Below are 26696 nucleotides of genomic sequence, written 5' to 3'. Positions count from 1 at the left end.
GCACCGAGCGATGCGGAGCATCGTCCGGAGCGCGGCGGGTGAGGGGGAGTCTCCGCGAGTCCAACTGTCACCGTCCCCGCGGAGAGTCCCCCTCACCCCAACCCTCTCCCCGCAAGCGGGGAGAGGGAGAAGAAGCATGAGCCATGTTTTCGACGTGCGGCTGTGTTATTGACCGGCCATGCTCGACACTGTCCAGCCTCGACCGCAGCCGCAAGCCGGCGTGCCGCCAAGCCTTCTCGCCGAAGAGTTCGTCGAGACGCTGCGGCTGGCCGTGCCGATGATGCTGACGCAGCTCGGGCAGATCGCGATGATGACGACCGATCTCGCGCTGATCGGCCGGCTCGGCGAGGATGCGGTCGCGGCGGCCGCGCTGGCGCATACGGTCTATTTCGTCAGCTTCACCTTCGGGCTCGGATTGATGGCTGCGGTGTCGCCGCTGGCGGCGCAGGCGTTCGGCGCAGGCGACGTCAGGCGTATCCGCCGCTCGCTACGCGTCGGCTTGTGGGTCGCGCTGCTGATCTCGCTGCCGATGATGGCCTCGCCGCTTTATGGCGAACACATCCTGCTGACGCTCGGACAGGCGCCGCAGTCGGCCGCGCTCGCCCAGCGCTATCTGAATGGCCTCGCCTGGGGCATCGCGCCGGCGCTCGGCTTCATCGCGCTGCGCAGCATGATGAGCGCGGTGAACCGGCCGCAGCCGCCGCTGTGGGTCACGGTCGTGGCGATCCCCGTCAATGCCGCGCTGGTCTATGTCCTGATCCATGGCCTGTTCGGCCTGCCGGAGCTCGGCCTGTTCGGCGCCGGGCTTGCGACCACGCTCGTCAACCTCGGCACCTTCCTCGCCGTGCTCGCCATCGCCGCATGGCGAAAGCCGTTCGCGGACTATCGCCCGCTCGCCCATCTCTGGCGGATCGACTGGCCCCTGATGCGCCAGCTCATCGCGCTCGGCGCGCCGATCTCGTTTTCCCTCCTGCTGGAATATGGCCTGTTCTCGTCCGCCGCGCTGCTGATGGGATTGATCTCGACCACGGCGCTTGCCGCGCACCAGATCGCGCTCCAGGTCACGGCGGTGCTGTTCATGGTCCCGCTCGGCATCGGCATGGCGGCGACGGTCCGCGTCGGCCATGCCTTCGGCCGCAACGACCCGGCCGCCGTGAGGCGCGCGGGCCTCGTCGCGGCGGTGCTTGGCGTAGCGCTGGTCTCGGCCCTGACGGTCGCCATCATCCTCGGCCGCTACGCGCTCGGACGGCTGTTCTTCGGCAGCAGCGAGGCCAGCGCGGCGACGGTCGAGCTGACGGCGACATTGCTGCTGGTCGGCGCGACCTTCTTCATCGCCGACGGCCTCCAGACCATCATGGGCGGGGCGCTGCGCGGCATCCATGACACCGGGATGACACTGGTGTTCGCGGCGATCGGCTATTGGTGTATCGCCTTTCCCGTCGGCTGGGTGCTTGCCTTCCACACAGCGCTGGGCGCGACCGGCGTCTGGATCGGGTTCTCGGTCGGCACGTTCGTCTATGCCGGCCTGCTGGTCTTGCGCTTCCGGATGCTGGCGCGCAGACTGACGGGATGATTGGCACAGTCCGCGAAGTCACCCCCAATGTCGACGCCGGCACGCTGCTGGCGGGCGCGCAGTTCATCGACGCGTTTCGCGTGGAGATCGGCGCGACGGCGGTGAATGCCCGCGAGGCCTGCGTGCGGATGGTGCTGCACTGGCCACGCTGGGTCGATGCGCTCGTGCGCCTGCGCAACATCCTGGTGAGGCCGTTCGGGCTGAAGACCTCAGGCGAAGGCGCACCGGCGCCGTATGGCCTGATCGGATTGTTTCCGGTGGTCAGCGAAACACCCGAGCGGCTGGTCGCGGGCTTCAACGATTCCCATCTCGATTTCCGCCTCGTCGTCGAGGTCGCCGGAACGCCGGCGAGCCGGCAGGTGACATCGACCACGCTGGTGCGCACCCACAATCTGCTCGGCCGAACCTATCTCGCCCTCATCATGCCCTTCCACAAGCTCGTGGTCCGCAGCATGATGAAGCGCATCGCGGAACCGGCGCGATGACCCTGTCCGTCGACCTCTTCTATTCCTACCGCAGTCCCTTCAGCTATCTGGCGCTGCCGAAGACGCTCAAGCTCGTCGCGGAATATGACCTCGCGGTGAACCTGCGACCGGTCTATCCGCTGGCAGTCCGCGTCCCCGGCTTCTTCAAGAAGGCCAGCCCGAACTTCATTCGCTATGTGGTACTCGACAGCACGCGCGTAGCGCAGCACGAGGGCATTCCATTTCGCTTTCCGAGGCCAGATCCGATCGTGCAGGACAAGACGACGTTCGATGTCGCGGCCGAGCAACCTTACATCCACCGGCTGACCCGGCTGGGCGCGATGGCGCAGCTCGAGGGCCGTTCGCTCGCATTCACCGATGCAATCGCGCGCGTGCTGTGGGACGGCTCGGTCGCCGGATGGAACGAAGGCGACCATCTCGCGCGCGCCAGCGACGCGGCCGGCTTCGATCTCGCCGCGATGGACGCTGCGATCAGCGCAGATCCGGATCGTTACGAGCAGGTGATCGCGGAGAACGAGAAAGACCACGCCGCCTCCGGCCATTGGGGCGTGCCGACCTTCGTGTTCGAGAACGAACCGTTCTTCGGCCAGGACCGCATCGACCTGCTGGTCTGGCGCATGGTGGCTAAGGGCCTGACGCGGCGGTAGGGCGTGTGTTCGCTCAAGGGCGACGCGGTCGCCCGTCAACTTCACACCGGCTGTCCCACCCCGAGCAAGTTACCTTCGCTGTCGCGAAACCACGCGCCCCGCTCTCCAACACCCTTGCTGGGGTAGTTTCCCGCAATCTCGGCAATCCCCTCGACGGTCTTCAGGCCGGGCAGATCGTACTCCTCGAACTCGACTCCCCGCGCGCGCAGCTCGCGTACGGTTGCCTCGATATCCTCGACCTCCCATCCCATCTGTGTGTGCGTGTGGGCTTGCACTCCGGCCGAGATGAATATCGCAAACTCGCCCCCCGCGCAGACATAGCGGAGTCCGCCCGCACGCTCTTCTATCGGCTCGAGCCCGAGTTTCTCGGAGTAGAATGCCCGAGCGCGGTTCAGGTCTTTTGCCGGAAGCCGGGTTGCCACCTTCGCGTTCCCTAGCATGTTCTCTCCTTTCTTCGTCTTAAGCTCGTTTACTGTTCTACGGCGCTTTGCAGTCGGCAGCCGACGCTTTTGAGTACACGCCCAAGCTCACTCCGCCACGCGCGCGGACTTGTCGGTCGAGGCTTCCGACCATTCGCCGACGACGCGGTCGAGATCGCAGAGATTCTGGTGCATCTGCTCCAGCGAGAAGCCGATGGCGAAGAAGCGCTCGGCGGTATCGCTGGAATGACCGCGGATCAGACCGTCCTGGCGCACCGCGGCAACCGCCTCGGCGTAGTGCTGAAGCGCGACATGCACGGGATGGATCGGCGGCGCGCCGGCGCCTTCGCGCAAGGCCGCGGCGGCCGAACGCAGGAACCGCGCGATCACGGTCGAGACTTCCGTCAAGGGAGCTGCAAGCCGCATCTGCACCTCGGCCGGCAGCGGCACCACGGTGGCGCGGCCGATCATCACGACGTCATGGCGGAGCCGCAGGACCGTTCGCAGCAAGGGACCGGTGTCGGGCCCGCTCGACAGGCGCGCGGCGCGCTCGCGCTCGGCCTCGGCGCCGATCGCATTGAGACCGACCATCGCGGTGCCGATGCCGTCCTGGATCCGGTGCAGCGCGTCGTTGTCGCGGCCTCGCGTCAGGCCCGCAAGCAGCTCGGTGAAGGCATCCGCGATCAGCTCGAGCAGTCTTGCCGCACTGGCGCGGATCTGCCGCACCGCGCGCGAGGGCAGCACCAAGAACGAGACCAGCAGTCCCGTGATGGCGCCGACCGCGACCTCGCTGACGCGATCGATCGCCGAGGTCATGGGATCGGAGTGATGCATGGTCGGGACCAGCAGCACGATCACGGCCGTCACCGTCGCCGCGCTGAGGCTCGGATTGATCGCCGCGATGAAGGCGAGCGGCGCGACCGAGAGGACCAGAAGTCCCAGCAGCCCGGCCTCGCTGGAATAGGGGATCAGGATGGCGATGGCGCCGCCATAGATCGCGCCGCCGATGGTGCCGAGCATGTAGTCGCGCGTCGCCTTGAGCGAGCGGCCGACGCTCATCTGGGTGACGATCAGCGAGGTCAGCACCGCCCAGAGCGGCAGCAGCAGATGCAGCGCGGTGGCGATCGCATAGGCCGCGGTCGCGGCCACCGTGACCCGGATCGCGAGCCCCAGCTGCGTCCGCCGCGACCTGATCCGGTCGAACACCTGTCTTGCGAATGCCATCGTCGACTATCCCGGTCCGATCCTCTTGCGCCTGCCAAAAGCATAGCTGATGCCCGCGGCCCCAAGGCCGCTTGAAAGGCCAAATCAGCCCGCCTAACTTGCGCGCCAAAACGAGGAAACACGATGGCCCACGAAACCGCAACGCTCGCCGCCTATGTCTTCAATCTGAAATACCAGGATATTCCGGCGGAAGTGCTGGATCGCGCCAAGGTGCTGACGCTGGACTTCCTCGGCAGCGCGATCCGGGCCAGGCGCGAAGCGGAATCCACCCCGTCGATCCTGAAGATGCTGGAGGCGCTCGCGCTCGACACCAAGGGCGAGTCCACCGTGTTCGGCGACAGCAAGACCTGGACGCCGGCGGTCGCGGCGCTCCTCAATGGCGCCCTCGGCCATTCCCTCGATTTCGACGACACGCATGCGGATTCCTCGTTGCATCCGAGCGCGCCGGTCGTTCCGGCCGCGTTCGCCGTCGGCGAGATGGTCGGCGCGTCCGGGCGCGACGTGCTGACCGCGATCGTGGCGGGCTATGAAGTCTGCTGCCGGCTCGGCAACGCGCTCGACCCGACCTCGCATTATGCGCGCGGCTTCCATCCGACCGCGACCGCCGGCACCTATGGCGCGGCAGCCGCAGCCGGAAAACTGTTCGGCCTCGGCGAAAAGCAGATCATCGCCGCCTTCGGCGTCTCCGGCAGCCAGGCCGCGGGCTCGCTGCAATTTCTGGTCAACGGCGCCTGGAACAAGCGCTACCAGGTCGGCGCCGCCGCGATGAACGGCGTGATCGCCGCGACGCTGGCGCGCAACGATTTCGTCGGCGCGACCGAATCGGTCGAGGGCAAGCACGGCCTGCTCGCCGGTTACACCGACGACGCGCATCCCGACAAGGCGGTGGCCGAGCTCGGCAAGACCTATGAGACGATGAAGATCGGCGTGAAGCCGTATCCGAGCTGCCGCTATACCCATGCCGCGATCGACGCGCTGATCGCGATGCGGCGCGAGCACAATCTGACGCCCGACCAGGTCAAGCGCGTCGAGATCGGCCTGCATCGCAACGGCATCACCCTGACCGGCGATGCCGCGACCAAGCGGCATCCGACCTCGATTGTCGGCGGCCAGTTCTCGATGTTCTTCACCGGCGCACTCGCGCTCGACCAGGGCTCGTTCGGCTGGGACGATTACAACCGCCTCGGCGATGCCGCCATCGACGCGCTCGCCGACAAGTTCGACGTGGTGCAGGACGACCGGCTCGAGATCGGCCGCACCCATCCGTTCGGTGCGCGCGTCAGCATCACGACGGACGATGGCGTGCACGAGCGGCTCTATGCCGATCCCTCCGGCGAGCCGAACTCGTTTCCCGGTGCGCAGGCGATGCAGCAGAAATTCTTGACGCTGGCGCGCCCGGTGCTGAATGCGCGGGCGGAGAAATTCGCGGATGCGATTCTGACGCTGGAGCGGTTCGATCGCGTGGCGAAGGCGACGGAGCTGGGGAGACAGTAGGTCTCTTTGCCTCTCCCCGCTTGCGGGGAGAGGCCGGAATCCAAGCGCAGCTTGGATTTCGGGTGAGGGGGACTCTCCGCGAATCCAACTCTCACCGTCCTCGCGAAGACTCCCCCTCACCCCAACCCTCTCCCCGCAAGCGGGGCGAGGGAGAAGAGGCGGCGCTCCTCGCTACCTCAGTTCACCCCCGCCAGCTTCCCCTTCTCGCGGGTTGCGGCCACCACGTCGCGCACGAGATCGAACACGCCGTCGGCTTGCGGCGGCCAGTTCGGCGAGCGGCCGAGCCGCACGATCACCAGGCGCTCCGACGGAATCACGATCGTGTACTGCCCGATCGTGCCCTTGGCGAAGAAGGCATCGCGCGGCCAGCCGTGCTCGACGCGAAAATGCGCACCGAAGCTGTCGCCCTGGTTGGTCCAGAAGCCGGCGCCGATGCCGACCCACGCGTTCGGGGTCGCCGTCGCCGAGTAATTCACCCAGCCCTCGGGCAGGATGCGCCTGCCGCCGACAACGCCGTCATTGAGATAGAGCTGGCCGAACCGCGCCCAGTCGCGCGCGGAGGCCAGCATGTTGCTGGAGCCCTCGATCGTGCCGGCACTGTCGAGCTGAAGCGTGACGTTGTTCATGCCGAGCGGCGCGAACAATTCGCGGCGCGCGAAGGCCAGCGCATCCACGGGCTTGCCGCCCGCGGCGTTGCGGATCAGATGCGCGAGAATGAGAAAATTGCCGTCGTGATAATTCCACGCCGTGCCCGGCGCGGTCGCGAGCGGCGCGCGCTCGGCAAAGCTGGTCATATCGTCCTCGGCGAACTTCATGGCGTTGACCGGCTCGAGTGCGGAACCGAGGGACGCCTCCAACGAACTTCCGAGCGCAATGCCTGCGGTGTGACGCAGCAATTGATCGACGGTGATGGCATGGTGCGGATCATCAGGATTTTGCCAGGCGGCGATTGGCGCGGGCCCGTCCAGCTTCAACTTGCCCTGGCGCACGAGAATGCCTGTTAACGCCGAGATCGCCGACTTGGTCATGGAGAAGCCGAGCAGCTGCGTCTCGGGCCCGATGCCGTCGGCATAGCGCTCGGCGATGATGCGGCCGGCCTTCATGACGACGATCGCGCGGGTGCGGCGATAAGGCGGCTGCGCGGGCTCGGCGAAGGCGCGGTCGAGCGCGGTTGCCAGGCCCCCGCTTTGCGGCGGCACGACCCCCGGGCCGGCGATCTCGGGGAGCAGCGCGGGCTGCTTGTCATCAGCCGGCAATGCGACGTCAGTGATGCCCCGGCCGTGCTCGAGGGTGCAGCCGAGCCCCTCGCGATAGACGGCATGGCTGCGGCCGATGCCGAACAGGGACACCGTGACATCCTTACGGGCGCGATCGATCTGCAAATTCATCGCCCAGGTCAGGAGGCCGGTGCCCGGCATCGCGTCGGTGGTCTCGGCGAGGTTGCGCTGGGGATCCAGGCCGGAGACGAACGTCTCCGAGCAGAGCGTGTCGGCGATGAAGCCGGTAGCAACCTTGGGCACGTTACGCGCCCGCGCCGCGCCGAGCGCGAGGCCGGCGCAGGCGATGGCGGCGGTGAGGAGGACAATCTTACGGCGACGGGTCACGGGCTTTCTCCAGCTGCGGGGCGAGTGCGGGAGAGCAGGCCGGATGCGGGCGATACGCGCTCGCCGGATTTGGAAAATGGTTTGGCTAGAACTGGGGGAGGCTGGCCGATTCTGAAATAAGCGAGCTATTTCAGAGTCATACGAAAATGCCGCAGCAACGACAGTGGGCTCCCTCGCCCCGTTCTTACGGGGAGAGGGTTGGGGTGAGGGGCCTCTCTCAGCACGCGCGACTACCGACGGACCTGTACCCCCTCACCCGAATTCGATCTGCGATCGAATTCGACCTCTTCCCGCAAGCGGGGAGAGGTGAAGAAGCGTCAAGCTGCATTCACCTTGAGCCGTCGATATTCCGTCGGCGTCACGCCCGTGACCGCCTTGAAGGCGCGGTTGAACGGGCCGAGGGACTGGAAGCCGGCGTCCATCGCGATGGTGATGACGGGGACCTCGGCCTGGGCGGGATCGGCGAGCGCGGCCTTGGCTTCCTCGATGCGGTGGTTGTTCAGGAACACATTGAAGTTGCGATAGCCGAGCCGCTGGTTGATCAACCGGCGCAGCCGGTATTCGGGAATTTTCAGCTGGCCCGCCAGCACGCCGATGGTGATGTTCTCCTGACGATAGATCCGCTCGTCCCCCATCAGCCGCATCAGGGCGTCGATGAGCTTTTGATCGGCGGCGTCATCGGCCGCAGGCTGACTGAAAACAATCGGCGGTGCGGGCTCCGCCGCGGCCGGAAACAGATCCGCCCCGTCAACGCGCATCATGGCATAGACGATCGCCGCGACGGTGCAGGTGAGCACGCCGGCATTGATGGTTTCGGCGACATCGCCGACGTGGTGGCCGGCGACGGCGATCTGGAGTACCGCGTTCAGCCCGCCATAGAGCGCGGTTATGCAGACGATGAAGACACGAACGCGGCGGCGGCGCTCGACCAGGTCTGCCGGCCAGGAGGCGATCATCTGCCCGACCGCAAGCGCGATGAAACCGAGCACGATCAGATTGACCACCGTCACCGAGAACCGCACATGGCCGCTGGGTGCAATCCAGACGCAGCCTGCGAAGCTGAAGGCCGTCACCAGCGCCCAGACCCATCCGTGCCACCAGCGCAGGCGAAACTCGTCGTCGAACAGGGAGCGTGTGAATAGCCAGAACACCACGATGGTGCCGGTCGACAACGCGATCAGCGGTGCATGCAGGAGCGGGATCCGCGACGTGACATCCACCGAATAGCTCACCGCATGCGCGGCCGAGCCCAGCGCGAAGGCCGCACCGAGCCGGGCTGCGAGCACATTGCGAAAATCCTGCAACAGCGACGCCGCCAGCATCAGCAGCAGCGCCACGGACGCGGCGCGAAAGGCGAGCTCGAGGGCGGCAAGGGTCATCGGGCGATGCGAACAGTCTCGGATGAAATCAACCGAACATCGTTCGTTGCGCCGGCTTTTTCAAGGACCATCCGTTCACCAGGGTTAGCGGCGCCTCACTCACGACTGTCATCGCCCGGCTTGACCGGGCGATCCAGTATTCCGAAACGGCTGTGATTGAACCAATGGGCCGCGGCGTACTGGATCGCCCGCCTTCGCGGGCGACGACAGCGGAATGTGTGGCGCTATTGCGACGCGACGTTTGCCCCTTTGTCGCGACGGCGACGCCAAATCCTGCTACGATCTTGCCCAAGAAAGTCAAAAGGAGTCCACCATGAGCTGGCAACCCTCCAACGATCCCGTGCTCGGCGATCCCATGTCCTGCGATGCGCTCGATCTCGTCATCGTGCCGCGCACGCGCGACCTCGGCGACGGATTTGAAGTGCGCCGGGCGCTGCCGCATGGCAAGCGGCAGATGGTCGGGCCGTTCATCTTCTTCGACCATTTCGGCCCGGTGCAGTTCGTCTCCGGCAAGGGCATGGACGTGCGGCCGCATCCGCATATCGGGCTTGCCACCGTCACCTATCTGTTTGACGGCTCGATCATGCATCGCGACAGCGAGGGCAACATCCAGGAGATCCAGCCCGGCGCGATGAATTTGATGACCGCCGGCCGCGGCATCGCGCATTCCGAGCGCACGCCGGATGCTCAGCGCGCCTCGGGCCAGAAGATGCTGGGCCTGCAAAGCTGGATCGCACTGCCGGCCGGATCGGAAGAGATCGCGCCATCGTTCCAGCACTACGGCGCGGGCGATTTGCCGATGATCTCCGAGCGCGATTTCACCGCGCGGGTGATCGCGGGCTCCGCTTTCGGCATCAGCTCGCCTGTTACGATGGTCTCGCCCTGGTTCTACACCGAGGTGACGGCGATCGCGGGCGCCAGCGTGCCGCTCGACCCCGACCACGAGGAGCGCGCGATCTACGTGGTGGACGGCGAGGTCGAGATCGCGAACGAGCGCTATGAGGGGCCGCGGCTGCTGATCTTCCGGCCCGGCGACCGCATCACCGTGAAGGCCGTGAGGCCGACGCGCATGATGTTTCTCGGCGGCGATGCATTGGAAGGCCCGCGCCACATCTGGTGGAATTTCGTCTCCTCCAGCAAGGAGCGGATCGAGCAGGCCAAGCAGGACTGGAAAACCGGCCGCTTCGCGGCGGTTCCGCAGGAACATGAGTTCATTCCGCTGCCGGAATAGGCTAATCCGGTTTCCGGCCGCGCTGTCCGGCGCGTCCGGATTCTCTGCCCGAAGGCCCTGTCTGCGAAAGCTTTGCCGATGACCACCATGCTCTCCAGCGACCTGCCCCTCCCCAAGATCGGGCGCGGCAAGGTGCGCGATATCTACGCCGTCGACGACGACCGCCTGCTGCTCCTCACCACCGACCGCATCAGCGCCTTCGACGTCGTGATGGGCGAGACCATCCCGATGAAGGGCGCGGTGCTGACCCAGATCAGCGCGTTCTGGTTCAACGAGCTCGAAGGCGTGGTGCCGCATCACATGATCAGCGCCGACGCCGACGAGATCATCGCGGCCGTGCCCGCCTTGAAGCCGCACCGCGCCGAAATCCTCGGCCGCGCCATGCTGTCCCGCCGCACCACGGTATTTCCGATCGAATGCGTGATCCGCGGTTACTTCTCGGGATCGGCCTGGAAGGAATATGCCGCCAGCGGCACGCTCGCGGGCGAAAAGCTGAAGGCTGGCCTGGTCGAGAGCGAAAAGCTGGAGCCGGCGATCTTCAGCCCGGCGACCAAGGCCGAGACCGGCCATGACGAGAACATCACCATCGCACGGATGCGCGAGGTGGTCGGCGACGAGACAGCCTACACGCTCGAGAGCATGACGCGCGCGATCTACACGCTCGGCGAGGAGCTGGCCCGCGAGCAGGGCATCATCATCGCGGACACCAAGTTCGAGTTCGGCCGCGACAAGGACGGCCGCATCATCCTGATCGACGAGGTGATGACGCCGGACTCCTCGCGCTTCTGGGCCGCCAGTGCCTACAAGCCCGGCCAGCCGCAGGCGAGCTTCGACAAGCAGCCGCTGCGCGACTATCTCGACGTCGAGCGCCGCGCCGGCCGCTGGAACGGCGACGCCCCGCCGCCGCCGCTGCCGGCGAGCGTGGTGGAGGCGACCAGCAAAAGGTATCTGGAGGCGTATCGGCGCGTGACGGGGAAAGAGCTGAAGATTTAGGCAGCGGCTGCTACCACAAACTCGTCATTGCGAGCGCAGCGACACGTGTCCCCAATGTCGTCCCGGCGAAGGCCGGGACCCATACCGCGAGGTCCATCGGATCGCGGACGGTGCTAACACCGAACTCCAAGTTTTCGCCAAACTTCGCCCTAGGGTAATAGGTCCTGGCTTTCGCCAGGACGACACCGAAATTGCGGCGATCGCCCCGAAACTGTTGCCGATTTCATAGTTACAAGAATCCTGTTGCGCTAAGTCCGTAGTCGTCTACGTCTCGGACGAGACTTTTCTCAGGGGCGGGTGCCACGACGTGACAGATCCAGCAATTGGCTTCGGTCCGGTCACCGGGGTCAATCCGTCCATCAGGCGTGCGCTGAATGATATATTGGGCGGGAGCGCCGCCAGCGTCCTGACCGTCACCTTCGGGCTTTCCTACGCGCTGCTGATCTTCACCGGCCCGCTGTCGCCCTATCTGTCCTACGGCATCGCCGCGACCTTCATCAGCTCCGCTGTATTTGCGGTTGTCATCGGGCTGGGAAGCTCCCTGCCCTTCGCGGTCGCCGGCCCCGACAGCTCGACCGCCGCGGTAACGGGCATTTTGGCCGCCTCGCTGGTCGAACGCATCGAAGCGACCAACCTGTCGGCACCGCTGCTCTCGCCGGTCCTGATCACGCTTGGCCTGTCGACCGTGCTGACGGGAGTCGTGCTGTGCGGACTGGGCCTGACGCGGATGGGCCGCGCCATCCGCTACGTGCCTTATCCGGTGATCGGTGGCTTCCTCGGCGCCACCGGACTCCTGATCGTCATGGGCGCGATCCGGGTGATCACCGATCATCCCGTGCAGTTTGCCACCCTGCCGCGCTTCACCAACGGCGTCGCGCTCTCGGAGCTGGGCGCCGCCTGCGCGATGGCGCTGGTGCTCTATCTGACGTGGCACCGCTCGCGCAACGCGTTCGGGTTGCCTATCATCCTGGTCGGCGGCATGCTCACCGCACATCTGGCGTTGTGGATCGCCGGGATTTCACCGGAGGAGGCGCGCGCGTTGGGCTGGACCTTCCAGCCGCCGCCGCCAGCGACCTTCATGTTGCCCTGGCACACGGACGACCTCACGCACTATCCGTGGTCCGCCGTGCCGGACCTGCTCGGCAACGTCGTCGCCGTCATCTTCGTTGCCGCCTCCAGCACCCTGTTCAACACCACCGGCATCGAGGTCGCCGTGCACCGCGAGGCCAATCTCGAGCGTGAGCTGAACATCACCGGCGTCGCCAACATCCTGAGCGGCGCGCTCGCCGGCTATGCCGGCTGTATCTCGGTCAGCCGCTCGATCCTGAATTTCAGCAGCGGCGGCCGCGGACGCCTGTCCGGCCTCACGGTTGCGGCCATATCACTGCTGATGCTCGCGGTCGCACCGGAGCTGCTCGGCTTTATGCCGAAATTCGTGCTCGGCGGCCTGCTGCTTTATCTCGGCGCCGACCAGCTCCACAAATGGCTCATCGAGTCGCGCAAGCGGCTCTCCAAGCTCGAATACCTGTCGCTCGTCGCCATCATCGCGATCATCGTCATCTGGGGTTTCGTGCCGGGCATCCTGATCGGCGTGATCATCGGCTGCGCGACCTTCGCGTTCAGCGCGGCGCGGGTCGAATCGATCAAATACAGCTTTGACGGCGCCGAATATCGCTCTTCGCTCGACCGCTCGCGCGACGACCAGGAGGTGCTGCTGGCTCATGGCGGCAAGATCCAGGGCCTGAATCTCCAGAGCTATTTGTTCTTCGGGTCCGCCAACCGGCTCTTTCAGCACGTCAAGCTATTGCTGCACGAACGCCCGGAGTGCCGCTATCTGCTGTTCGACTTCAAGCTCGTCACCGGCGTCGACTCCTCGGCCGCCTACAGTTTTGCGCAGATCAAGCGCAGCGCCGGCGACCTCGGCGTCGAGCTGATCCTGGTGCATTTGTCGGCCGCGGCCGAGAAGGTGCTGCGCTCCAGCGATTTCATCGGCGACGGCGTCACCGTCATTCCCGAGCTCGATCATGCGCTGGAGTGGTGCGAGAACGAGCTCATCGCGCAGCATCAGGAACTGACGCAGGAAGAGGCGAGCTTGCGCGACTGGTTCACGGGGATTCTCGACAGCGAGGACGATGCCGACGAGCTGATCCGCCGCTGCCAGCGCCTCGAGGTCGGGGCCGGCGAGGTCATCGTGCGGGCGGGCGAAGCGGCCGATTCCATGCACTTCATTCTCGAGGGCCGCGTCGGAATCATGATCCCCGCCGACGACGATCGCACCACGCGGGTGCGCAGCCTCGGCCGCTACACCACGATCGGCGAGATGGGCCTGGTCGCCCAGACCCCACGCAGCGCGACGATCCAGGCCGAGGTCGACAGCGTGCTCTACGTGCTCAACACGCACCAGTTCGACGCCATCAAGGCGGAAGACCCCGCGCTCAGCCACAAGCTGCTGACCTATTTCGTGTCGATCATGGCCGAGCGGCTGACCTTTGCGAATCGGACGATCGCGGTGCTGCGGCGATAATCCGCATGAGTCCCATTGCCCGGATGGAGCGCAGCGGGGCTGCGATGGCCGCTTTGCGCGCCAACAGCTGCCCTCCCTGCACAAGCCGCAATTTCGCCGGCAAACCCTGCGCGGCGCCAGGCATGAGCTCGCCATGTCACCCGATACTGATCTTGCGTGCTGCTGCGTTGACCAAGCCGCCCCAGATCTTTTCGTTATCTTTGACATAGCGGGAGGCGGGCATGGAGATGCAAAGGCCACCGACCGGGCGACCTTGCGAATTGAGAATGGCGGCACCGATGGCACAGACAGCAGGACGATAGCAGCAAAGGTTCAGCGAGTAGCCGCGCTCACGCACGCGATCGAGCTCCGCGCGCAACGCCGCAGGCTCGGTAATCGTGTTGTCGGTATAACGCGTCAGGCCGCGCTGGATGATCGCCTCGATCTCGTCGGGCGGCAGGTGCGCCATCACGGCCGTACCGATGGCCGTCGCATGAATGGGCGATCGATCGCCGATAGGACTGAAGGTTCTGACATTCTGGGTGCAGTCCTCTCGGTCGATCAGGACCATCGCGTCGAGCCGGTCCAGAATCGACAGGTGCACGGTTTCGTTGACCTGGTCGCGTAGTTCCTGCATCGGCTTGCGCGCCACGACATAGAGCTGCCCGCCTTGCAGCTCCGGCACCTGAAGGCGAAGCACCCGATGACCGATCTGCCAGCGAGTCGCCTCGCCACCGACCGGGCGCAGCCAGCCGGTCGTGGCAAATGTCTGCAGAATGCGCTGCGTGGTGGTCTTGGGTAGGTCGAGGCGGCGCGCAAGTTCGCTCACGCCGACCGGCTGCATCTCCGCGACGGCTTCCAGAACTTCCAGGCTCTTCAAGAGACTCTTCATCAACCTGACCGCGATTTCAGTGCAGCCGCCTGTCCTCCGGCGTGCCTGCGCAACGGCTGCGCGCGCGGCCCATAGCATGAAGCGCACTTGGCCCGACAGCGCTTGCCACGCCACGGCTTCCTTGTTAGCTTAATAAATGGAACGACGTTCCGCATTGTGGCACAGTTGCTGAGCCGGGGCAACAGAAACATGCGGCGCTTGTTCTCGACGGTCCGCGCGAGCGGACGGGTCCAACAACAGGAGAACTGGCTTTGACCCGAGATGGAGCGACTGCCCCCGGCCCTATCACCCGCCGCCTCCAGCTGAAGGCGATCTCCGGCGCCGTGGCCGGCAATCTCATCGACTTTCTGGATTTCGCGATCTTCGGCCTGCTGGCGAAGGTGATCTCCACGACGTTCTTCCCGCCCGGCGATCCGACTGTGGCCTTGCTGCAAACGATGATGATCTACGCGTCGAGCTTCCTGATCCGGCCGCTCGGCGGCATCGTCATGGGACGCGTGGGTGATCGCCTCGGACGCCGCACCGCCCTCTTCATCTCTGTGAGCGGCATGTGTCTGGTGACTGCACTCACGGCGTTCCTGCCGAGTTACGCCGTCGCGGGCAGCTTTGCGACCGCAGGTCTGGTGCTCTGCCGTCTCGCGCAGGGCTTCTTCGCCGGCGGCGAGTACACCGCCGCGACCGCCTATATCGTCGAGCAGGGAAACAGCCAGCACCGGGCGTTCCGCGCCTCTTTTTCTCCGATGGCAGCCTATGCCGGCACTGCGATCGCGGTGGGCATCTTCACGCTTGTCTCGGCCATCATCGGCGCGGAGAGCATGGCCGCCTGGGGTTGGCGCCTGATGTTCGGACTTGGTGTGCCGCTTGGCCTCCTGGGCCTCTGGATTCGCACCCAAATCGATGAATCACCGGAATTTCTGGCCATTGAGGAAGAGCGCCGTCGTCTCCGTACGGAAGCCCCGCCTCTCTCGGCGGTGCTCCACAGCCAATGGCGCCGCATGCTGTTCTTCATCAGCATCCTCATGAGCCATACGCTGTCGAACTATCTCGTGCTCGGCTTCTTTGCGACCTATCTCACGAACTTCGTGAAGATCGACGAGACTCACGCGTCCCTGGCGGTTTTCATTGCCCAGCTGGTGCTGATGGCGACCACCGTCCTCTACGGCTGGGTCAACGACACCGTAGGACGGCGGCCGACCCTGCTGGCCGGCTGCATTCTCGTGATCCCCGCGATGTTCCTGTCCTTCTATGTCGCAAGCTTCGCGACGCCAGCGAGCGCGATCGCCGCCGCCGTCATCCCGGTGCTGGTCTATCCGCTGATCACCAGCGGCATGACGATCGGGCTCGTCGACATGTTCCCGCGGGAGATGCGGGTGACCGCGAGCGGAATCGCCTACAATACCGGCACCGCGCTCTTCGGCGGAACCGCACCTCTGGTCGCCGCATTCCTGATCGAGCGGACGGGAACGCCTTATGCCGTTCCCTGCTATGTCGCGGCCATCGCGACCATCTCCTTTGTCAGCGTCTTCCTCTTCTACAATCAGAGACGCGCCGCGCCCAACGTCGTCCCCGCGGCCGCCGTCGCCGATCCCGTGGCGTAGGCACCGGAACGACGCATGACCGCGCAATCCTCCATCTTCGCTCCGGACTTCTCTGAGACACCTTATTGGTGGGACGGCTGGCGTCCGAACGACGCCAGCGACAGCAGCCTGCCGCGCGAGACCGATGTCGCGATCATCGGCGCCGGCTATGCCGGCATATCCTGCGCCCTCGAACTCGCCGCGCAAGGCACCGAAGTCGTCGTGCTGGAGGCCGAGCTTCCAGGCATCGGCGCCAGTACGCTGAGCGGCGGCCAGGTCACCGGTGGCGTCAACGTCGGAAAAAGCATGTCCAAGCGTGTCGGCGCGGCGGCGGCAAGCGCCGGCGAGGCCGCGATTGAAGACAGGCTGCGCGAGGCGGCGGCCGGCTACCGCTTCCTCGAAACACTGATCGCGCGCTACGGCATCGACTGCGACTATCGCCGCAGCGGCCGCCTCGCCGCCGCCTGGACCGCCGCGCAGGTCCGCTCCTGGGAAGGACGGATCGTCAGGCTCAACGCGCATACCGACAGCGACGTGCGCATGCTGGACCGCAGTGAGCTGCGCAGCGAGCTGGCGAGCGAGGTCTATGTCGGCGGCGCGCTGATCAACGGCGCAGGCCATCTGCATCCGGCGAAATTCTTCGGCGGGCTGCTCGCGGCCGCGCTTGCCGCCGGGGCGAAACTGGCCTGCCATGCGCCGGTCACGACGATCGAACGTGCGGGCGCCGGCTACCGGATCACCACCGGCCGAGGCGTGATTTCCGCAAGGCGCGTCGTCATCGCGACCAACGGCTACACGGGCACGGCGACGCCCTGGCTCAAGAGGCGCCTCGTTCCGGTCACCTCCCACCAGATCGCGACCGAGGTTCTGCCCGCGGAGCTGCGGGGGTCGCTCATCCCCGGGGATCGCGGCGTGGCCGAGGCGAACCGGGTGACCGCCTACTACCGCTACTCGCCCGACGGGCAGCGGTTCCTGTTCGGCGGTCGCGCGCGCTTCTATCCTCTCGACCGCAAGGCGAGCGCAAGGATCCTGTTCGCGCAGATGACGGAACGCTTCCCGCAGCTGCGCGACGTCAAGGTGAGCCATAGCTGGGGTGGCAAGGTTGCCGTGACGCTGGATGCGCTGCCGCATCTCGGGCGCGATCCGCTGGGCTGCTACTACGCCGCCGGCTGCAACGGTAGCGGCGTCACGACAATGACCTGGCTCGGTCACCGGCTGGCGCGTCACCTGCTGGGCGAGCACGATCTCGCGTCAGACGCCTTCGGCACGCCGTTGCCGTCCCATCCGCTCTATCGGGGACAGACATGGTTCATGCCGATCCTCGGCAGTTATTTCCAGCTGCGCGACCACATGGAGAAGCGCCGCTGAAGCGTTGCCCGCCTCGCGGGCATGTTTCGACACGATGCAGGGAGACACCTGGACTATGGGTTTGAGAATTGGCGTCGATATCGGCGGATCCTTCACCGACTTCGCGGTCCTCGACGAAAGCAACGGCACCGTGCGCAGCCTCAAGGTGTTCTCGCGCCCCGACGCGCCGGGCCGCGAGGTCGCCGACGGCATGCGCATGCTCGGCGAGCGCTACGGGATCGATCCAGCCGAGGTCGTGCATTTCACCCACGGCACCACGGTCGGCGTCAACGCGGTGGTGCAGCGCAAGGGCATCCGCCTCGGGCTGATCACCAACCGCTATTTCGAGGACGTCCTGGTGCTGGCGCGCCTGAAGACCCCCGACATGTATCATCTGATGTCGGCGCGGCCGGAGCCGCTCGTGCCGCGCTACCGCACTTTCGGAATCGACGGACGGCTCGACGCCGAGGGCAAGGAGCTCGAACCCGTCGACGCGGCGAGCGTGCGCGAAGCGGTGGCGGGGCTGAAGCGAACCGGCTGCGAGGGCGTCGTGATCTCGCTGCTGCATGCCTACCGAAATCCCGAGCACGAGCGACAGGTGCGGGCGATCATCGCCGAGGCTGCGCCCGAGCTCTTCGTCTCCTGCGCAAGCGAGGTGTGGCCGATCATCCGCGAATATGAACGCACCAACACCGCGGTGATCGGCGGCTACGTGCAGCCGGTGGTCTCGAACTACCTGACCTCGCTGCAGGCAGCATTGCGCAGCTCCGGCGTGACCGCGGATCTGAAGGTCACCAAGTCGAACGGCGGCGTGATGAGCGCCGAACGCGGCAAGACGGATTGCGTCCAGATCGTGCTGTCGGGCACTGCATCCGGCGTAATCGGCGCGGCCTGGGTCGCGCAGCTCTGCGACCTGAAGAACGTCATGAGCCTGGATATCGGCGGAACGACCGCGGATGTCGCGCTGATCGTCGGAGGCGAACCGCAATACGCGACAGGCGAATATATCGGCGACCATCAGATCCACATCCCGTCCGTCTCAGTCACCTCGATCGGTGACGGCGGCGGCTCGATCGCGCGCGTGGATCCGTTCGGCGTGCTCAAGGTTGGACCGGAGAGCGCGGGTTCGACGCCGGGCCCGGCTTGCTACGGGCGCGGAGGACGCGAGCCCACCATCACCGATGCCTTCGCTGCCATCGGCGTGCTCGGCCAGACGGCGCTGGGCTACGATTCGGTCAGGCTCGACGTCGCCGCCGCGCGCGAGGCGATCGCTCCCCTCGCCGCGCGGCTTGGCGAGTCGGTCGAAGCCGTTGCCGAGGCGATCATCAATGTCTCGATCTCGGGCATGTATTCGGGAATCAGCCGGCTGATCTCGCGTTTCGGGATCGATCCCAGGGAATTCGCACTGATGGCTTTCGGCGGTGCAGGTCCGATGCTCGCCTGTCATCTCGCGCGCGCACTCAACATGGAACGGATTACCGTGCCCTTGACGCCCGGCGTGCTGAGCGCGCTCGGCGGCCTGATTGCCGATACGCGCAACGACTTCGTCGCGGTCGCCTGGTGCACGCTCGGAGACGACGGCTGGGAATCGCTCGAACGCACGCGTCTGGCCCTGGAGCAGGAAGCGATCGGCTGGGTGCGCGCCGAGGTCGGCGCCGGCGCGGTGCCGGAACTGACCTATACCGCGGAGATGCGCTACCGGGGCCAGTCCTTCGAGATCGAGACCGCGTTCGACGCGGAGTCGATGCGCACGAAGAACATCGCCGCGCTGCGCGACGCCTTCCATCAGGCCCATGAGCGTCTCTATCGCTACCGCGACGAAAATGCCGTCATCCAGGTGGTGGCGGTGCGCGTCGTGGCCAAGGTTCGCACGCCGCGCCCGGTGCTCACGCCGATCCCGGACGCGACCGCGCCGGCGAAGCCCGCCGCCACCGTGCCGTGCTGGATGGACGGCGCGATGCGGCAGATGCCGCTCTATCGACGCGAGACGCTGCGCGCCGGCGACCGCCTCACGGGGCCCGCGATCATCGCGCAGGACGACACCACCACCTGCGTGCTCCCCGACTTCGAGGTGAACGTCGACCGCTGGGGCAATCTTCACATCATCAATCTCGTCGCGGCGACCTAAAGGATTCGGATTATGGCACTCAGTGGTTCCGCTCTTCAGATCTTCGCCAATTACTGCGTGGCCGCCGCGGAAAGCATGGCCTACACGCTGATCCGCACGGCGCATTCGACCTTCGTGAAGGAGACGGAGGATTTCTCCTGCGCCCTGATCACGCCGGAAGGGCTGGCCTTCGCCTCACCGAAGACGCTGGGCGCGACGTGGTATATCGGCCTCGATTACGGTCCGGTGCTGGGGCTGATCGGCGAGTATCGTCCCGGCGACATCTGCATGACCAACGACGCCTATAGCGGCAGCGTGGCGACGCATACGCCCGATATCCTGATGTGGAGGCCGATCTTCTACCGCGGCGAGATCGTCTGCTATGTCGGCGGCCATATCCACAACACCGACATGGGTGGTGCGGTCCCGGCGTCGCTGTCGCGCAGGCTGACCGAGATCCAGCAGGAAGGCATCCGCTTTCCGCCCTGCAAGATCGTCGATCAGGGCGTGCTCGACGAAGGCCTGCTCGACATCATGGCGATGAACGTGCGTGCGCCGTCGCAGAATCGCGGCGATTTGCAAGCGCAGATCGCCATGCTCGTAAACGGCGAGAAGCGCGTGCTGGAAATCATCGAGCGCTTCGGCATCGACGACTTCAGGGCCGGCATGTACCAGGTGATGGACTACGCCGAGCAGCAGGCCGAGGCGGTGCTGAAGACAATCCCCGACGGCGAGTATTTCTTCGCGGAATATGCCGACGAGGACAGCGAGAACGGCAAGCCGATGCGCGTCGCGCTGACGCTGACGATCGACAACGGCCAGGCCGTCATGGACTATACGGGCAGTGACCCGCAGCTCGCCTCCTCGCTGAACATGCCGACCGGCGGCATGCCGCGCCACGCACTCGCGCTGGTCGGATTCCACTACGTTCTCTACACGCTGAACAGCGACATACTGCTCAATTCCGGGCTCGATCGCGTCGTTCGCTGCGTCCTGCCCGAGGGCACGGTCGTCAACGCAACGGCGCCGGCGGCCGTCGGCATGCGCAGCCTGACCTGCAAGATCACGCACATGCTGACCTTCGGCGTGTTCTCCCGCGCGATACCCGAGCGCCTGCCGGCCTGCTCGGCCGGCGGGATGGCAATCGTCACGGTCAAGACGATGGACCAGGCCGGACGCAGCGTCATGGCCTCGCTCGGGCCGGTCGGCGGCGGGGCAGGCGGCATGGCAAATGGCGACGGCAGCGACGGCTCGGGCGCCAACAATGCCTTCCTGCGCAACACGCCGGTCGAGATCAACGAGCTGGAAGTGCCGATCCGCGTGCGGCGCTATTGCCTTGCGCCCGACTCCGGCGGCGCCGGCACCTATCGCGGCGGGCTCGGCCTCACGATGGAGTTCGAGGTGTTCACGCCGGGCACCACCGTCACGGCACGCAATCGCGACCGCACCTATTTCGCCTCCTGGGGCGTCCTCGGTGGCAGCGCCGGTGCCAACGCGATCTTCACCAGGAATCCCGACGGGCCGGACACCGAAGCGCTCGGCAATACCGACGTGGTGCCCTGCAGGCCCGGCGACCGGATCCGCCTGGTCGGCGCAGGTGCCGGAGGATTTGGTGATCCTCTCCTGCGCGAGCCGCGCCGCGTACTGATCGACGTTCTCTCGGGCTACGTCACGGTCGAGGCCTCACGCCGGCTGTACGGCGTCGTCATCGACGGCAACCGCGTCGATGAGGACAGGACGCGCAAGCTGCGCCAGGAGATGCAGAAGGCGCGGCCGGAACGGCAAGACGACGTGTTCGATTTCGGCAGCTATCGCACCGCCTTCGAGGCGCGCTGGACCGAGGCCCGCTATCGCGAACTCACCGACATCCTGGCACGTCTGCCGATCGCATGGCGATTCTTCGTCAAGCACCAGCTGTTCGATGCGCTCGACGCCCGCCTCAAGGCGGGTCGGCACGAAGAAGATGCCGGGCTGGTGCGGGAGCTCTTCGAGCAATTGGCGGCGCGCTACCCCACGCTGCGCACGTCGGAGCGGCAGACTGCCGGATAGCTGCAAGTCACACCGCAATCATGTCGATCGAGAGGATAGCAGAGTGACGCAGGCCATCGTCGGCTACCCCGGCAGCAATGCGCCGGTTCTGACCAATATCATCGTTCCCGCACCGGTGGGACATCAGGCGTTGGTCGAGGTGATCGCAAGCGGTATCTGCCACAGCCAGCTGAACCAGCTGGACCAGCTCGCGCGCACACCGGACGGCGCGCCCGGTCGCCTGCTCGGCCACGAGGCCCTGGGCATCGTGACCGAAACCGGTCCGCATGTGAGCGCGGTCAAGCGTGGTGATACCGTCATCATGTCCTGGCTGCCGCGGCGGGAATATCTCGGCTCGCGCCGGGTCGAGCCGGTGACGCTGACGGTCGACGGCCGGACCGTGGCGACGCCGGATATCTTCACCTGGGCGGAGCGGACGGTCGCGGACGAGGCTTATCTCTACCCGACCTCTTCCAGCCATCCGGCCCTCTCGGTGCTCGGCTGCGCCGTCGTGACGGGCGCGGGCGCTGTCATGAACAGCGCGCGGATCAAGCCTGGCGACACGGTTGCGGTCATCGGCACCGGCGGCGTCGGCGGCGCGGCCATTGTCGCCGCACGTGCCATGGGGGCGAGCGAGATCTTTGCGATCGACCTGAACGAGGACAAGCTCGCGCTCGCACATCAACTCGGTGCCACGCAGCTCATCAACACGGCGCGGGCGGGCCTCGTCGAGACCATGGCCCAATGGGCCGACGCCAAGGGGGCGAGCGGCGTCGATCACGTGATCGATTGCGTCGCCGCGCCCCCGACTTTCTCGGATGCGCTCGCGATCGTGCGCAAGGGCCGGGCGGGGTTCGGCCCAGGCGGCACTGTCGTCGTGGTCGGCGTTGCGCACCGGCCGGCGGAGCTTGATCTACGGTTCATCCAGCTGCACGGAATCACGATCAAGGGATGCTTCGGTGGCGATACGCAAGGCGATCGCGACGTCGCAACCTACGTCGACTGGTTCGACGATGCCTCTGTTGGCCTCCGCGCGCTCGTGACTCATAGCTACGCGCTTGGCGATGCCATGCGCGCGGTCGATGAGCTGCGGAATGGCAAGATCACCGGACGGGCCATCTTCGCGATCGCCCCCAATTGCGCAGCCATCTAGGAATGCCGCGGATGCCGCGCTCATTTGGAATCCAGACGAGGAGCTCGTCGCGGGAGGACTGGTCGCGGCGCGACATGCCTTCAACCGAGGGCCTGGCTTGCCAGCGCATAGGTTACGGGCCCGTCTCCAGAACGCTCATTGGGATCGCGGAAGTGTCCTCCCAACGACATCGTCGTAACGGTGTCGAAGACAGCCAGGCCCGACCGAGCGATGAAGGAGGAGAATTCCCCGTCGGCAAGATGCGTATCAAGCCTCAGGAACTCTCCATCATGGGCCGTCACATGCGGCGCCACCACTGCGATCGCGTCTCTGTCGTTCGAAGCCACCACAGGACCGATCACATGCCCTCGCCCAAACGGACGGCAGAGCGCAAAGGCCTCGAGGCGGTCACGCCGGTAGAGGCCAAAGCCAATGGATTGCTGGAGGAGAGCTGCGAGCAGCTCCGTGCGGCACGCACCAAACCCCTGTGCATCGAGTTCGACGATGGCCGCAACATCGACCTGGTCCAGGCGGCGCAGTTCGGCGTCCTCGGGAAGACGCGGCATCTCATCGGGCCGCTGCGCTTCGGCCTGACATTGGAACACCGTCCTCTCAAGGCGAAAGCCGAGCGACAGATAGAGCTTGCGCGCGGCACGCGTCGCATTGAGGCGCAGATTGCGTCCCTTGCATTCGGACAGAACGCGTTTCATCAGCCACTGCGCGGTGCCAAGCGCCTGAAGACGCGGAGAAGTGATGACCATGGCGACGGTGGCAAAGTCCAAGCCATGGGGAAACCACATGGCCGATCCGAGTACCCGTCCGATTTCATCGTGGGCCACGATGCCGTGGCCAACTTCACGCAGAAACTGCCAGTCCTCGGCGCGATGCGGCCAGCCGACGCCAATCGAGAGCGCGTGAAGCCAGTCCAGCTCGACCGTATCGATATCGGCCGCACGTGCCTCAAAAGTATCGACCGTAAACGAACTGGAGATGCGCCTTTCCATGGCTCCCTCTCGATGAGCCCGATATCAATCGAATGATATCACTCCGGGCGCACTCCAGCGGCCCGGGCGAGACCAGCATAAACCATACGCCGCCGCAGAATGCATTTCAAAATGACCATCGCGCGGAACAATCCACCAAATCGCAATGGCATTCGGCACCGGGCGAAATTCCGGCTCCGATAGCATGGCTCAATCCGGCAAGCTCGCCATTCCCCCGCGCGTCCGAATTCGACAATGACCTTTCTCTTCAATTCCGACCTACAGCGCGGGGCCGTTTTCCGTGAGGCGTTCGCTCGCGAGCTCCCACACATGCCCTTCGCTATCGGTCCGGGCACGGCCTCCCCAGCCGACATACGTCATATCATCACCTGGTCCGTCCCCGAGGCACTGGAACAATATCGTAACCTCGAAATCCTGTTTTCGGTCGGAGCGGGCATCGATCAATTTCCGCTGACGGCGATCCCACCCGGGGTGAAGGTGGTCCGGATGGTGGAGGACGGCATCATCCGGATGATGCAGGAATACGTCACCCTCGCGGTGCTGGCGCTTCACCGCAACGTCCCTGCCTATCTCGACCTGCAGCGGAATCGCGAGTGGCGGCCTCTGCCCCAGAAGCAGGCTGCCGACCGGCGGGTCGGGCTGCTCGGACTTGGCGTGCTCGGCCGCGCCGTTCTGGAAAGCCTGAGACCCTTCGGCTTCCGCTTGAGCGGCTGGAGCCGGTCGGCCAAGATGATCGAAGGCGTAGCAACATATAGCGGCAATGCCGGTCTCAGCCAGATGCTCGGCGAGACCGACATCCTCGTCTGCCTGCTGCCTCTCACCGACGCCACGCGCGGGATCCTGAACCGCGAAGTTTTTGCGCAATTGCCGAAAGGTGCGGGCCTCGTCCACGCGGGGCGCGGCGCGCAGCTCGATTCCCATGCGCTCCTCACTGCTCTCGATGCGGGTCAGCTCGCCGGTGCGGTCATCGACGTTGCTGAACCGGAGCCGCTGCCCGGCGATCATGCATTGTGGGCCCACCCGAAAGTGCTGCTGACCCCGCATGTGGCAGGTGTAACCCAGGCGGACACCGCCGCTCGCGCCGTCATCGACAACATCAAGCGATATGAAGCGGGCCTCGACCTCGTCGGGCTCGTGGATCGAACCCGTGGTTACTGAGAGGAGCCCGAATTGCTGCTGAAACGGATTGATCCCAACCCGGCTTTCGCCCCGAAAGAATCCGGCCCGATGCCGGAGCGGCTCATTGCCGGCGCGCCCCATTTCAAAACATGGGCGCAGGATGAGGCCAAGGGTGAGCTCGTGCACACCGGCGTGTGGGAAGCAACGCCAGGCGAGACACGCTCGATCAAGGGAGAGACCTTCGAGTTCTGTCACATCCTGGCCGGCACAATCGAGATCACGCCGGATGGCGGCGATCCGATCACGTTCCGCGCCGGCGACAGCTTCGTCATGAAGCCCGGCTTTACGGGCGTTTGGAAGACCATCGAGACCGTCCGCAAGATCTACGTCACGGTGTCATGAGCCCAGGCATCGCTCCATCAATTTTGTTCCTCCCGTTCTCCGATTAGACAAGGATCAAATATGCAGAACCTCAGCGACAAAGAGCTTTTCCGCCAACAGGGCTTGATCGGTGGCCAGTGGGCGGGGGCACGCTCGGGCAAGACGATCGACGTGATCGAACCTGCGACGCAGATCGTTCTTGGCACGGTACCCGACATGGAGCGGGACGACACTCGGGCCGCCATTGCCGCTGCCGCCGAGGCGTACCCCGCGTGGCGTGCGAAAACCAACGCCGAGCGCGCCGCGCTTCTGGAGACCTGGCACAGCCTCATGATCGCGCATCTCGACGATCTGGCGCGCATTCTGACGCTCGAACAGGGCAAGCCATTGGAAGAAGCCAAGGGCGAAATCCGCTACGGCGCCTCCTTCGTCAAATGGTTCGCGGAGGAGGCCCGACGCATCGGCGGCACGACGATCCCCTCGCCGACGGCTGATCGGCGCATCGTCGTTTTCAAGGAGCCGGTGGGCGTGTGCGGCATCATCACGCCATGGAATTTCCCGAACGCGATGATCACGCGCAAGGTCGCTCCCGCGCTTGCTGCGGGGTGCACCGTCGTGATCAAGCCGTCCGACTTCACGCCTTATTCGGCACTGGCGCTTGCGGTTTTGGCCGAGCGGGCCGGAATTCCCGCGGGCGTCATCAACATCGTCACGGGCCTGCCGACCGAGATCGGCGCCGAGATCATGGCTAACGAGATGGTGCGCAAGATCTCGTTCACAGGCTCGACACGCGTCGGATCTCTGCTGATGCGCGGCGCCGCGGACAGCGTCAAGCGCGTCAGCCTGGAGCTCGGCGGCAACGCGCCCTTCATCGTCTTTGACGATGCCGATCTCGATCTCGCGATCGAGGGTGCGATCGCGTCAAAGTTCCGCAATGGCGGGCAGACCTGCGTTTGCGCCAATCGGATCCTGGTGCAGGCCGGCGTCTATGACGCCTTCGCAGAGAAGCTTGTCGCCCGTGTCAACGCCATGAAGGTCGGATCGGGCCTCGAGCCGGGTGTCGCGATCGGACCGATGATCAACGAGGCCGCGATCAGCAAGATCAACCGTCATGTCGCCGACGCCCTGTCCAAGGGCGCGCGCATCGCGACCCGACCGGCCGCGCTGCCCAAGGGTGCGCAGTTTACCGCGCCGCTCGTCCTGACCGACGCGACCACCGACATGGTGCTGGCGCACGAGGAAACCTTTGGTCCGGTCGCACCTCTGTTCCGTTTCGAGACCGACGAAGAGGCGATTGCGATCGCAAATGCGACGCCCTTTGGGCTTGCCGCCTATTTCTACACGTCAAACCTGAAACGGTCCTGGCGCGTGGCCGAGGCGATTGAGGCCGGCATGGTCGGCCTCAACACCGGCATGGTGTCGACGGAAGTCGCGCCCTTCGGGGGCGTCAAGCAATCCGGCGTGGGACGCGAAGGGGCACAGGTCGGGATCGAGGAATACCTCGAAATGAAGACCTTCCATATCGGCGGATTGGGCTGAGCGACGACAGGGCGGCAA

Annotated in this window: 21 protein-coding genes; 15 read left to right on the top strand and 6 right to left on the bottom strand. The window is 65.6% G+C overall.

From position 1 onward, the window contains the following. The first annotated feature begins 178 nt into the window (after nucleotides 1–178). Genes BM118_RS31290 through BM118_RS31280 form a run of 3 tightly spaced genes read left to right on the top strand, consistent with a single transcriptional unit; the run spans nucleotide 179 to nucleotide 2705 of the window. Nucleotides 179–1573, top strand: a complete 1395-nt coding sequence (locus BM118_RS31290) for an MATE family efflux transporter (RefSeq protein WP_092190526.1) — start codon at nucleotides 179–181, stop codon at nucleotides 1571–1573. Then, nucleotides 1570–2058 (top strand): DUF2867 domain-containing protein, encoded by a 489-nt coding sequence (locus tag BM118_RS31285; RefSeq protein ID WP_092190524.1) that lies wholly within the window; start codon nucleotides 1570–1572, stop codon nucleotides 2056–2058. Before BM118_RS31290 ends, BM118_RS31285 begins: the two co-directional genes overlap by 4 nt. Further along, the gene (locus BM118_RS31280; RefSeq protein WP_092190521.1) at nucleotides 2055–2705 is read left to right on the top strand and encodes a 2-hydroxychromene-2-carboxylate isomerase; all 651 of its coding nucleotides are present in this window, start codon (nucleotides 2055–2057) and stop codon (nucleotides 2703–2705) included. Before BM118_RS31285 ends, BM118_RS31280 begins: the two co-directional genes overlap by 4 nt. A gap of 41 nt (nucleotides 2706–2746) precedes the next feature. Here the strand turns inward: BM118_RS31280 and BM118_RS31275 are convergent, their stop codons facing one another. Together BM118_RS31275 and BM118_RS31270 are read right to left on the bottom strand one after the other, a co-directional pair. Beyond that, entirely contained in the window at nucleotides 2747–3145 is a 399-nt protein-coding gene (locus BM118_RS31275) for a VOC family protein (RefSeq protein WP_092190519.1), read from the bottom strand. An 87-nt stretch (nucleotides 3146–3232) separates the two neighbouring features. Further along, the gene (locus tag BM118_RS31270; protein ID WP_092190517.1) at nucleotides 3233–4348 is read right to left on the bottom strand and encodes an FUSC family protein; all 1116 of its coding nucleotides are present in this window, start codon (nucleotides 4346–4348) and stop codon (nucleotides 3233–3235) included. A gap of 123 nt (nucleotides 4349–4471) precedes the next feature. Between BM118_RS31270 and BM118_RS31265 the strand changes: the two genes are divergently transcribed. Further along, nucleotides 4472–5842: an MmgE/PrpD family protein gene (locus BM118_RS31265; protein WP_092190515.1), complete on the top strand. Its 1371-nt coding sequence runs from the start codon at nucleotides 4472–4474 to the stop codon at nucleotides 5840–5842. A 176-nt stretch (nucleotides 5843–6018) separates the two neighbouring features. Here the strand turns inward: BM118_RS31265 and BM118_RS31260 are convergent, their stop codons facing one another. Beyond that, nucleotides 6019–7446, bottom strand: coding sequence for a serine hydrolase domain-containing protein (locus BM118_RS31260; RefSeq protein WP_092190513.1), 1428 nt, complete (start codon nucleotides 7444–7446; stop codon nucleotides 6019–6021). Between the two features lie 317 nt (nucleotides 7447–7763). Beyond that, complete coding sequence (locus tag BM118_RS31255) at nucleotides 7764–8825, bottom strand: AraC family transcriptional regulator (protein WP_092190511.1); 1062 nt, start codon at nucleotides 8823–8825, stop codon at nucleotides 7764–7766. Nucleotides 8826–9138: 313 nt separating this feature from the next. Between BM118_RS31255 and BM118_RS31250 the strand changes: the two genes are divergently transcribed. From BM118_RS31250 to BM118_RS31240, 3 genes are all read left to right on the top strand, one after another. Then, entirely contained in the window at nucleotides 9139–10056 is a 918-nt protein-coding gene (locus tag BM118_RS31250; RefSeq protein ID WP_092190509.1) for a pirin family protein, read from the top strand. 78 nt (nucleotides 10057–10134) lie between these two features. After that, nucleotides 10135–11049, top strand: a complete 915-nt coding sequence (locus BM118_RS31245; protein ID WP_092190507.1) for a phosphoribosylaminoimidazolesuccinocarboxamide synthase — start codon at nucleotides 10135–10137, stop codon at nucleotides 11047–11049. Between the two features lie 307 nt (nucleotides 11050–11356). Next, nucleotides 11357–13573, top strand: a complete 2217-nt coding sequence (locus BM118_RS31240; protein WP_092190505.1) for an SLC26A/SulP transporter family protein — start codon at nucleotides 11357–11359, stop codon at nucleotides 13571–13573. A gap of 136 nt (nucleotides 13574–13709) precedes the next feature. Here the strand turns inward: BM118_RS31240 and BM118_RS31235 are convergent, their stop codons facing one another. Continuing rightward, nucleotides 13710–14432 carry an IclR family transcriptional regulator gene (locus BM118_RS31235; protein WP_210189069.1) on the bottom strand — a complete coding sequence of 241 codons (723 nt, stop codon included), beginning with the start codon at nucleotides 14430–14432 and terminating at the stop codon, nucleotides 13710–13712. Nucleotides 14433–14695: 263 nt separating this feature from the next. On the opposite strand from BM118_RS31235, the gene BM118_RS31230 reads away from it, so the two are divergent. Genes BM118_RS31230 through BM118_RS31210 form a run of 5 tightly spaced genes read left to right on the top strand, consistent with a single transcriptional unit; the run spans nucleotide 14696 to nucleotide 22656 of the window. Further along, on the top strand, nucleotides 14696–16042 hold the full coding sequence (locus tag BM118_RS31230; protein ID WP_177234866.1) for an MFS transporter: 1347 nt from the start codon (nucleotides 14696–14698) through the stop codon (nucleotides 16040–16042). 15 nt (nucleotides 16043–16057) lie between these two features. Beyond that, a complete protein-coding gene (locus BM118_RS31225) occupies nucleotides 16058–17389 on the top strand; it encodes an NAD(P)/FAD-dependent oxidoreductase (RefSeq protein ID WP_092190499.1) in 1332 nt (443 codons plus the stop codon). A 55-nt stretch (nucleotides 17390–17444) separates the two neighbouring features. Continuing rightward, a complete protein-coding gene (locus BM118_RS31220) occupies nucleotides 17445–19496 on the top strand; it encodes a hydantoinase/oxoprolinase family protein (protein ID WP_092190497.1) in 2052 nt (683 codons plus the stop codon). Nucleotides 19497–19508: 12 nt separating this feature from the next. Further along, nucleotides 19509–21524: a hydantoinase B/oxoprolinase family protein gene (locus BM118_RS31215; RefSeq protein WP_092190495.1), complete on the top strand. Its 2016-nt coding sequence runs from the start codon at nucleotides 19509–19511 to the stop codon at nucleotides 21522–21524. A 43-nt stretch (nucleotides 21525–21567) separates the two neighbouring features. After that, nucleotides 21568–22656: a zinc-binding dehydrogenase gene (locus tag BM118_RS31210; RefSeq protein WP_177234865.1), complete on the top strand. Its 1089-nt coding sequence runs from the start codon at nucleotides 21568–21570 to the stop codon at nucleotides 22654–22656. An 80-nt stretch (nucleotides 22657–22736) separates the two neighbouring features. Here the strand turns inward: BM118_RS31210 and BM118_RS31205 are convergent, their stop codons facing one another. Continuing rightward, nucleotides 22737–23639 carry a GNAT family N-acetyltransferase gene (locus BM118_RS31205; protein ID WP_092190491.1) on the bottom strand — a complete coding sequence of 301 codons (903 nt, stop codon included), beginning with the start codon at nucleotides 23637–23639 and terminating at the stop codon, nucleotides 22737–22739. Between the two features lie 234 nt (nucleotides 23640–23873). Here BM118_RS31205 and BM118_RS31200 point away from each other — a divergent pair, with 234 nt between their 5' ends. From BM118_RS31200 to BM118_RS31190, 3 genes are all read left to right on the top strand, one after another. Beyond that, complete coding sequence (locus tag BM118_RS31200; protein WP_092190489.1) at nucleotides 23874–24797, top strand: 2-hydroxyacid dehydrogenase; 924 nt, start codon at nucleotides 23874–23876, stop codon at nucleotides 24795–24797. Nucleotides 24798–24866: 69 nt separating this feature from the next. Continuing rightward, nucleotides 24867–25160: a cupin domain-containing protein gene (locus BM118_RS31195; RefSeq protein ID WP_177234877.1), complete on the top strand. Its 294-nt coding sequence runs from the start codon at nucleotides 24867–24869 to the stop codon at nucleotides 25158–25160. Between the two features lie 60 nt (nucleotides 25161–25220). Next, nucleotides 25221–26678 carry an NAD-dependent succinate-semialdehyde dehydrogenase gene (locus BM118_RS31190; protein ID WP_092190485.1) on the top strand — a complete coding sequence of 486 codons (1458 nt, stop codon included), beginning with the start codon at nucleotides 25221–25223 and terminating at the stop codon, nucleotides 26676–26678. Nucleotides 26679–26696 lie beyond the last annotated feature (18 nt).

The sequence above is a fragment of the Bradyrhizobium sp. cf659 genome (assembly GCF_900113725.1).
Lineage (GTDB): Bacteria > Pseudomonadota > Alphaproteobacteria > Rhizobiales > Xanthobacteraceae > Bradyrhizobium.
This window is presented reverse-complemented; position numbering and strand designations above follow the sequence as displayed.

Coding starts and splice junctions, on each gene's coding strand:
- BM118_RS31205 (WP_092190491.1), bottom strand. CDS start 23,639: ATGGAAAGGCGCATCTCCAGTTCGTTTACGGTCGATACTTTTGAGGCA.
- BM118_RS31255 (WP_092190511.1), bottom strand. CDS start 8,825: ATGACCCTTGCCGCCCTCGAGCTCGCCTTTCGCGCCGCGTCCGTGGCG.
- BM118_RS31275 (WP_092190519.1), bottom strand. CDS start 3,145: ATGCTAGGGAACGCGAAGGTGGCAACCCGGCTTCCGGCAAAAGACCTG.
- BM118_RS31225 (WP_092190499.1), top strand. CDS start 16,058: ATGACCGCGCAATCCTCCATCTTCGCTCCGGACTTCTCTGAGACACCT.
- BM118_RS31245 (WP_092190507.1), top strand. CDS start 10,135: ATGACCACCATGCTCTCCAGCGACCTGCCCCTCCCCAAGATCGGGCGC.
- BM118_RS31280 (WP_092190521.1), top strand. CDS start 2,055: ATGACCCTGTCCGTCGACCTCTTCTATTCCTACCGCAGTCCCTTCAGC.
- BM118_RS31290 (WP_092190526.1), top strand. CDS start 179: ATGCTCGACACTGTCCAGCCTCGACCGCAGCCGCAAGCCGGCGTGCCG.
- BM118_RS31270 (WP_092190517.1), bottom strand. CDS start 4,348: ATGGCATTCGCAAGACAGGTGTTCGACCGGATCAGGTCGCGGCGGACG.
- BM118_RS31200 (WP_092190489.1), top strand. CDS start 23,874: ATGACCTTTCTCTTCAATTCCGACCTACAGCGCGGGGCCGTTTTCCGT.
- BM118_RS31265 (WP_092190515.1), top strand. CDS start 4,472: ATGGCCCACGAAACCGCAACGCTCGCCGCCTATGTCTTCAATCTGAAA.
- BM118_RS31190 (WP_092190485.1), top strand. CDS start 25,221: ATGCAGAACCTCAGCGACAAAGAGCTTTTCCGCCAACAGGGCTTGATC.
- BM118_RS31215 (WP_092190495.1), top strand. CDS start 19,509: ATGGCACTCAGTGGTTCCGCTCTTCAGATCTTCGCCAATTACTGCGTG.
- BM118_RS31220 (WP_092190497.1), top strand. CDS start 17,445: ATGGGTTTGAGAATTGGCGTCGATATCGGCGGATCCTTCACCGACTTC.
- BM118_RS31285 (WP_092190524.1), top strand. CDS start 1,570: ATGATTGGCACAGTCCGCGAAGTCACCCCCAATGTCGACGCCGGCACG.
- BM118_RS31250 (WP_092190509.1), top strand. CDS start 9,139: ATGAGCTGGCAACCCTCCAACGATCCCGTGCTCGGCGATCCCATGTCC.
- BM118_RS31195 (WP_177234877.1), top strand. CDS start 24,867: ATGCCGGAGCGGCTCATTGCCGGCGCGCCCCATTTCAAAACATGGGCG.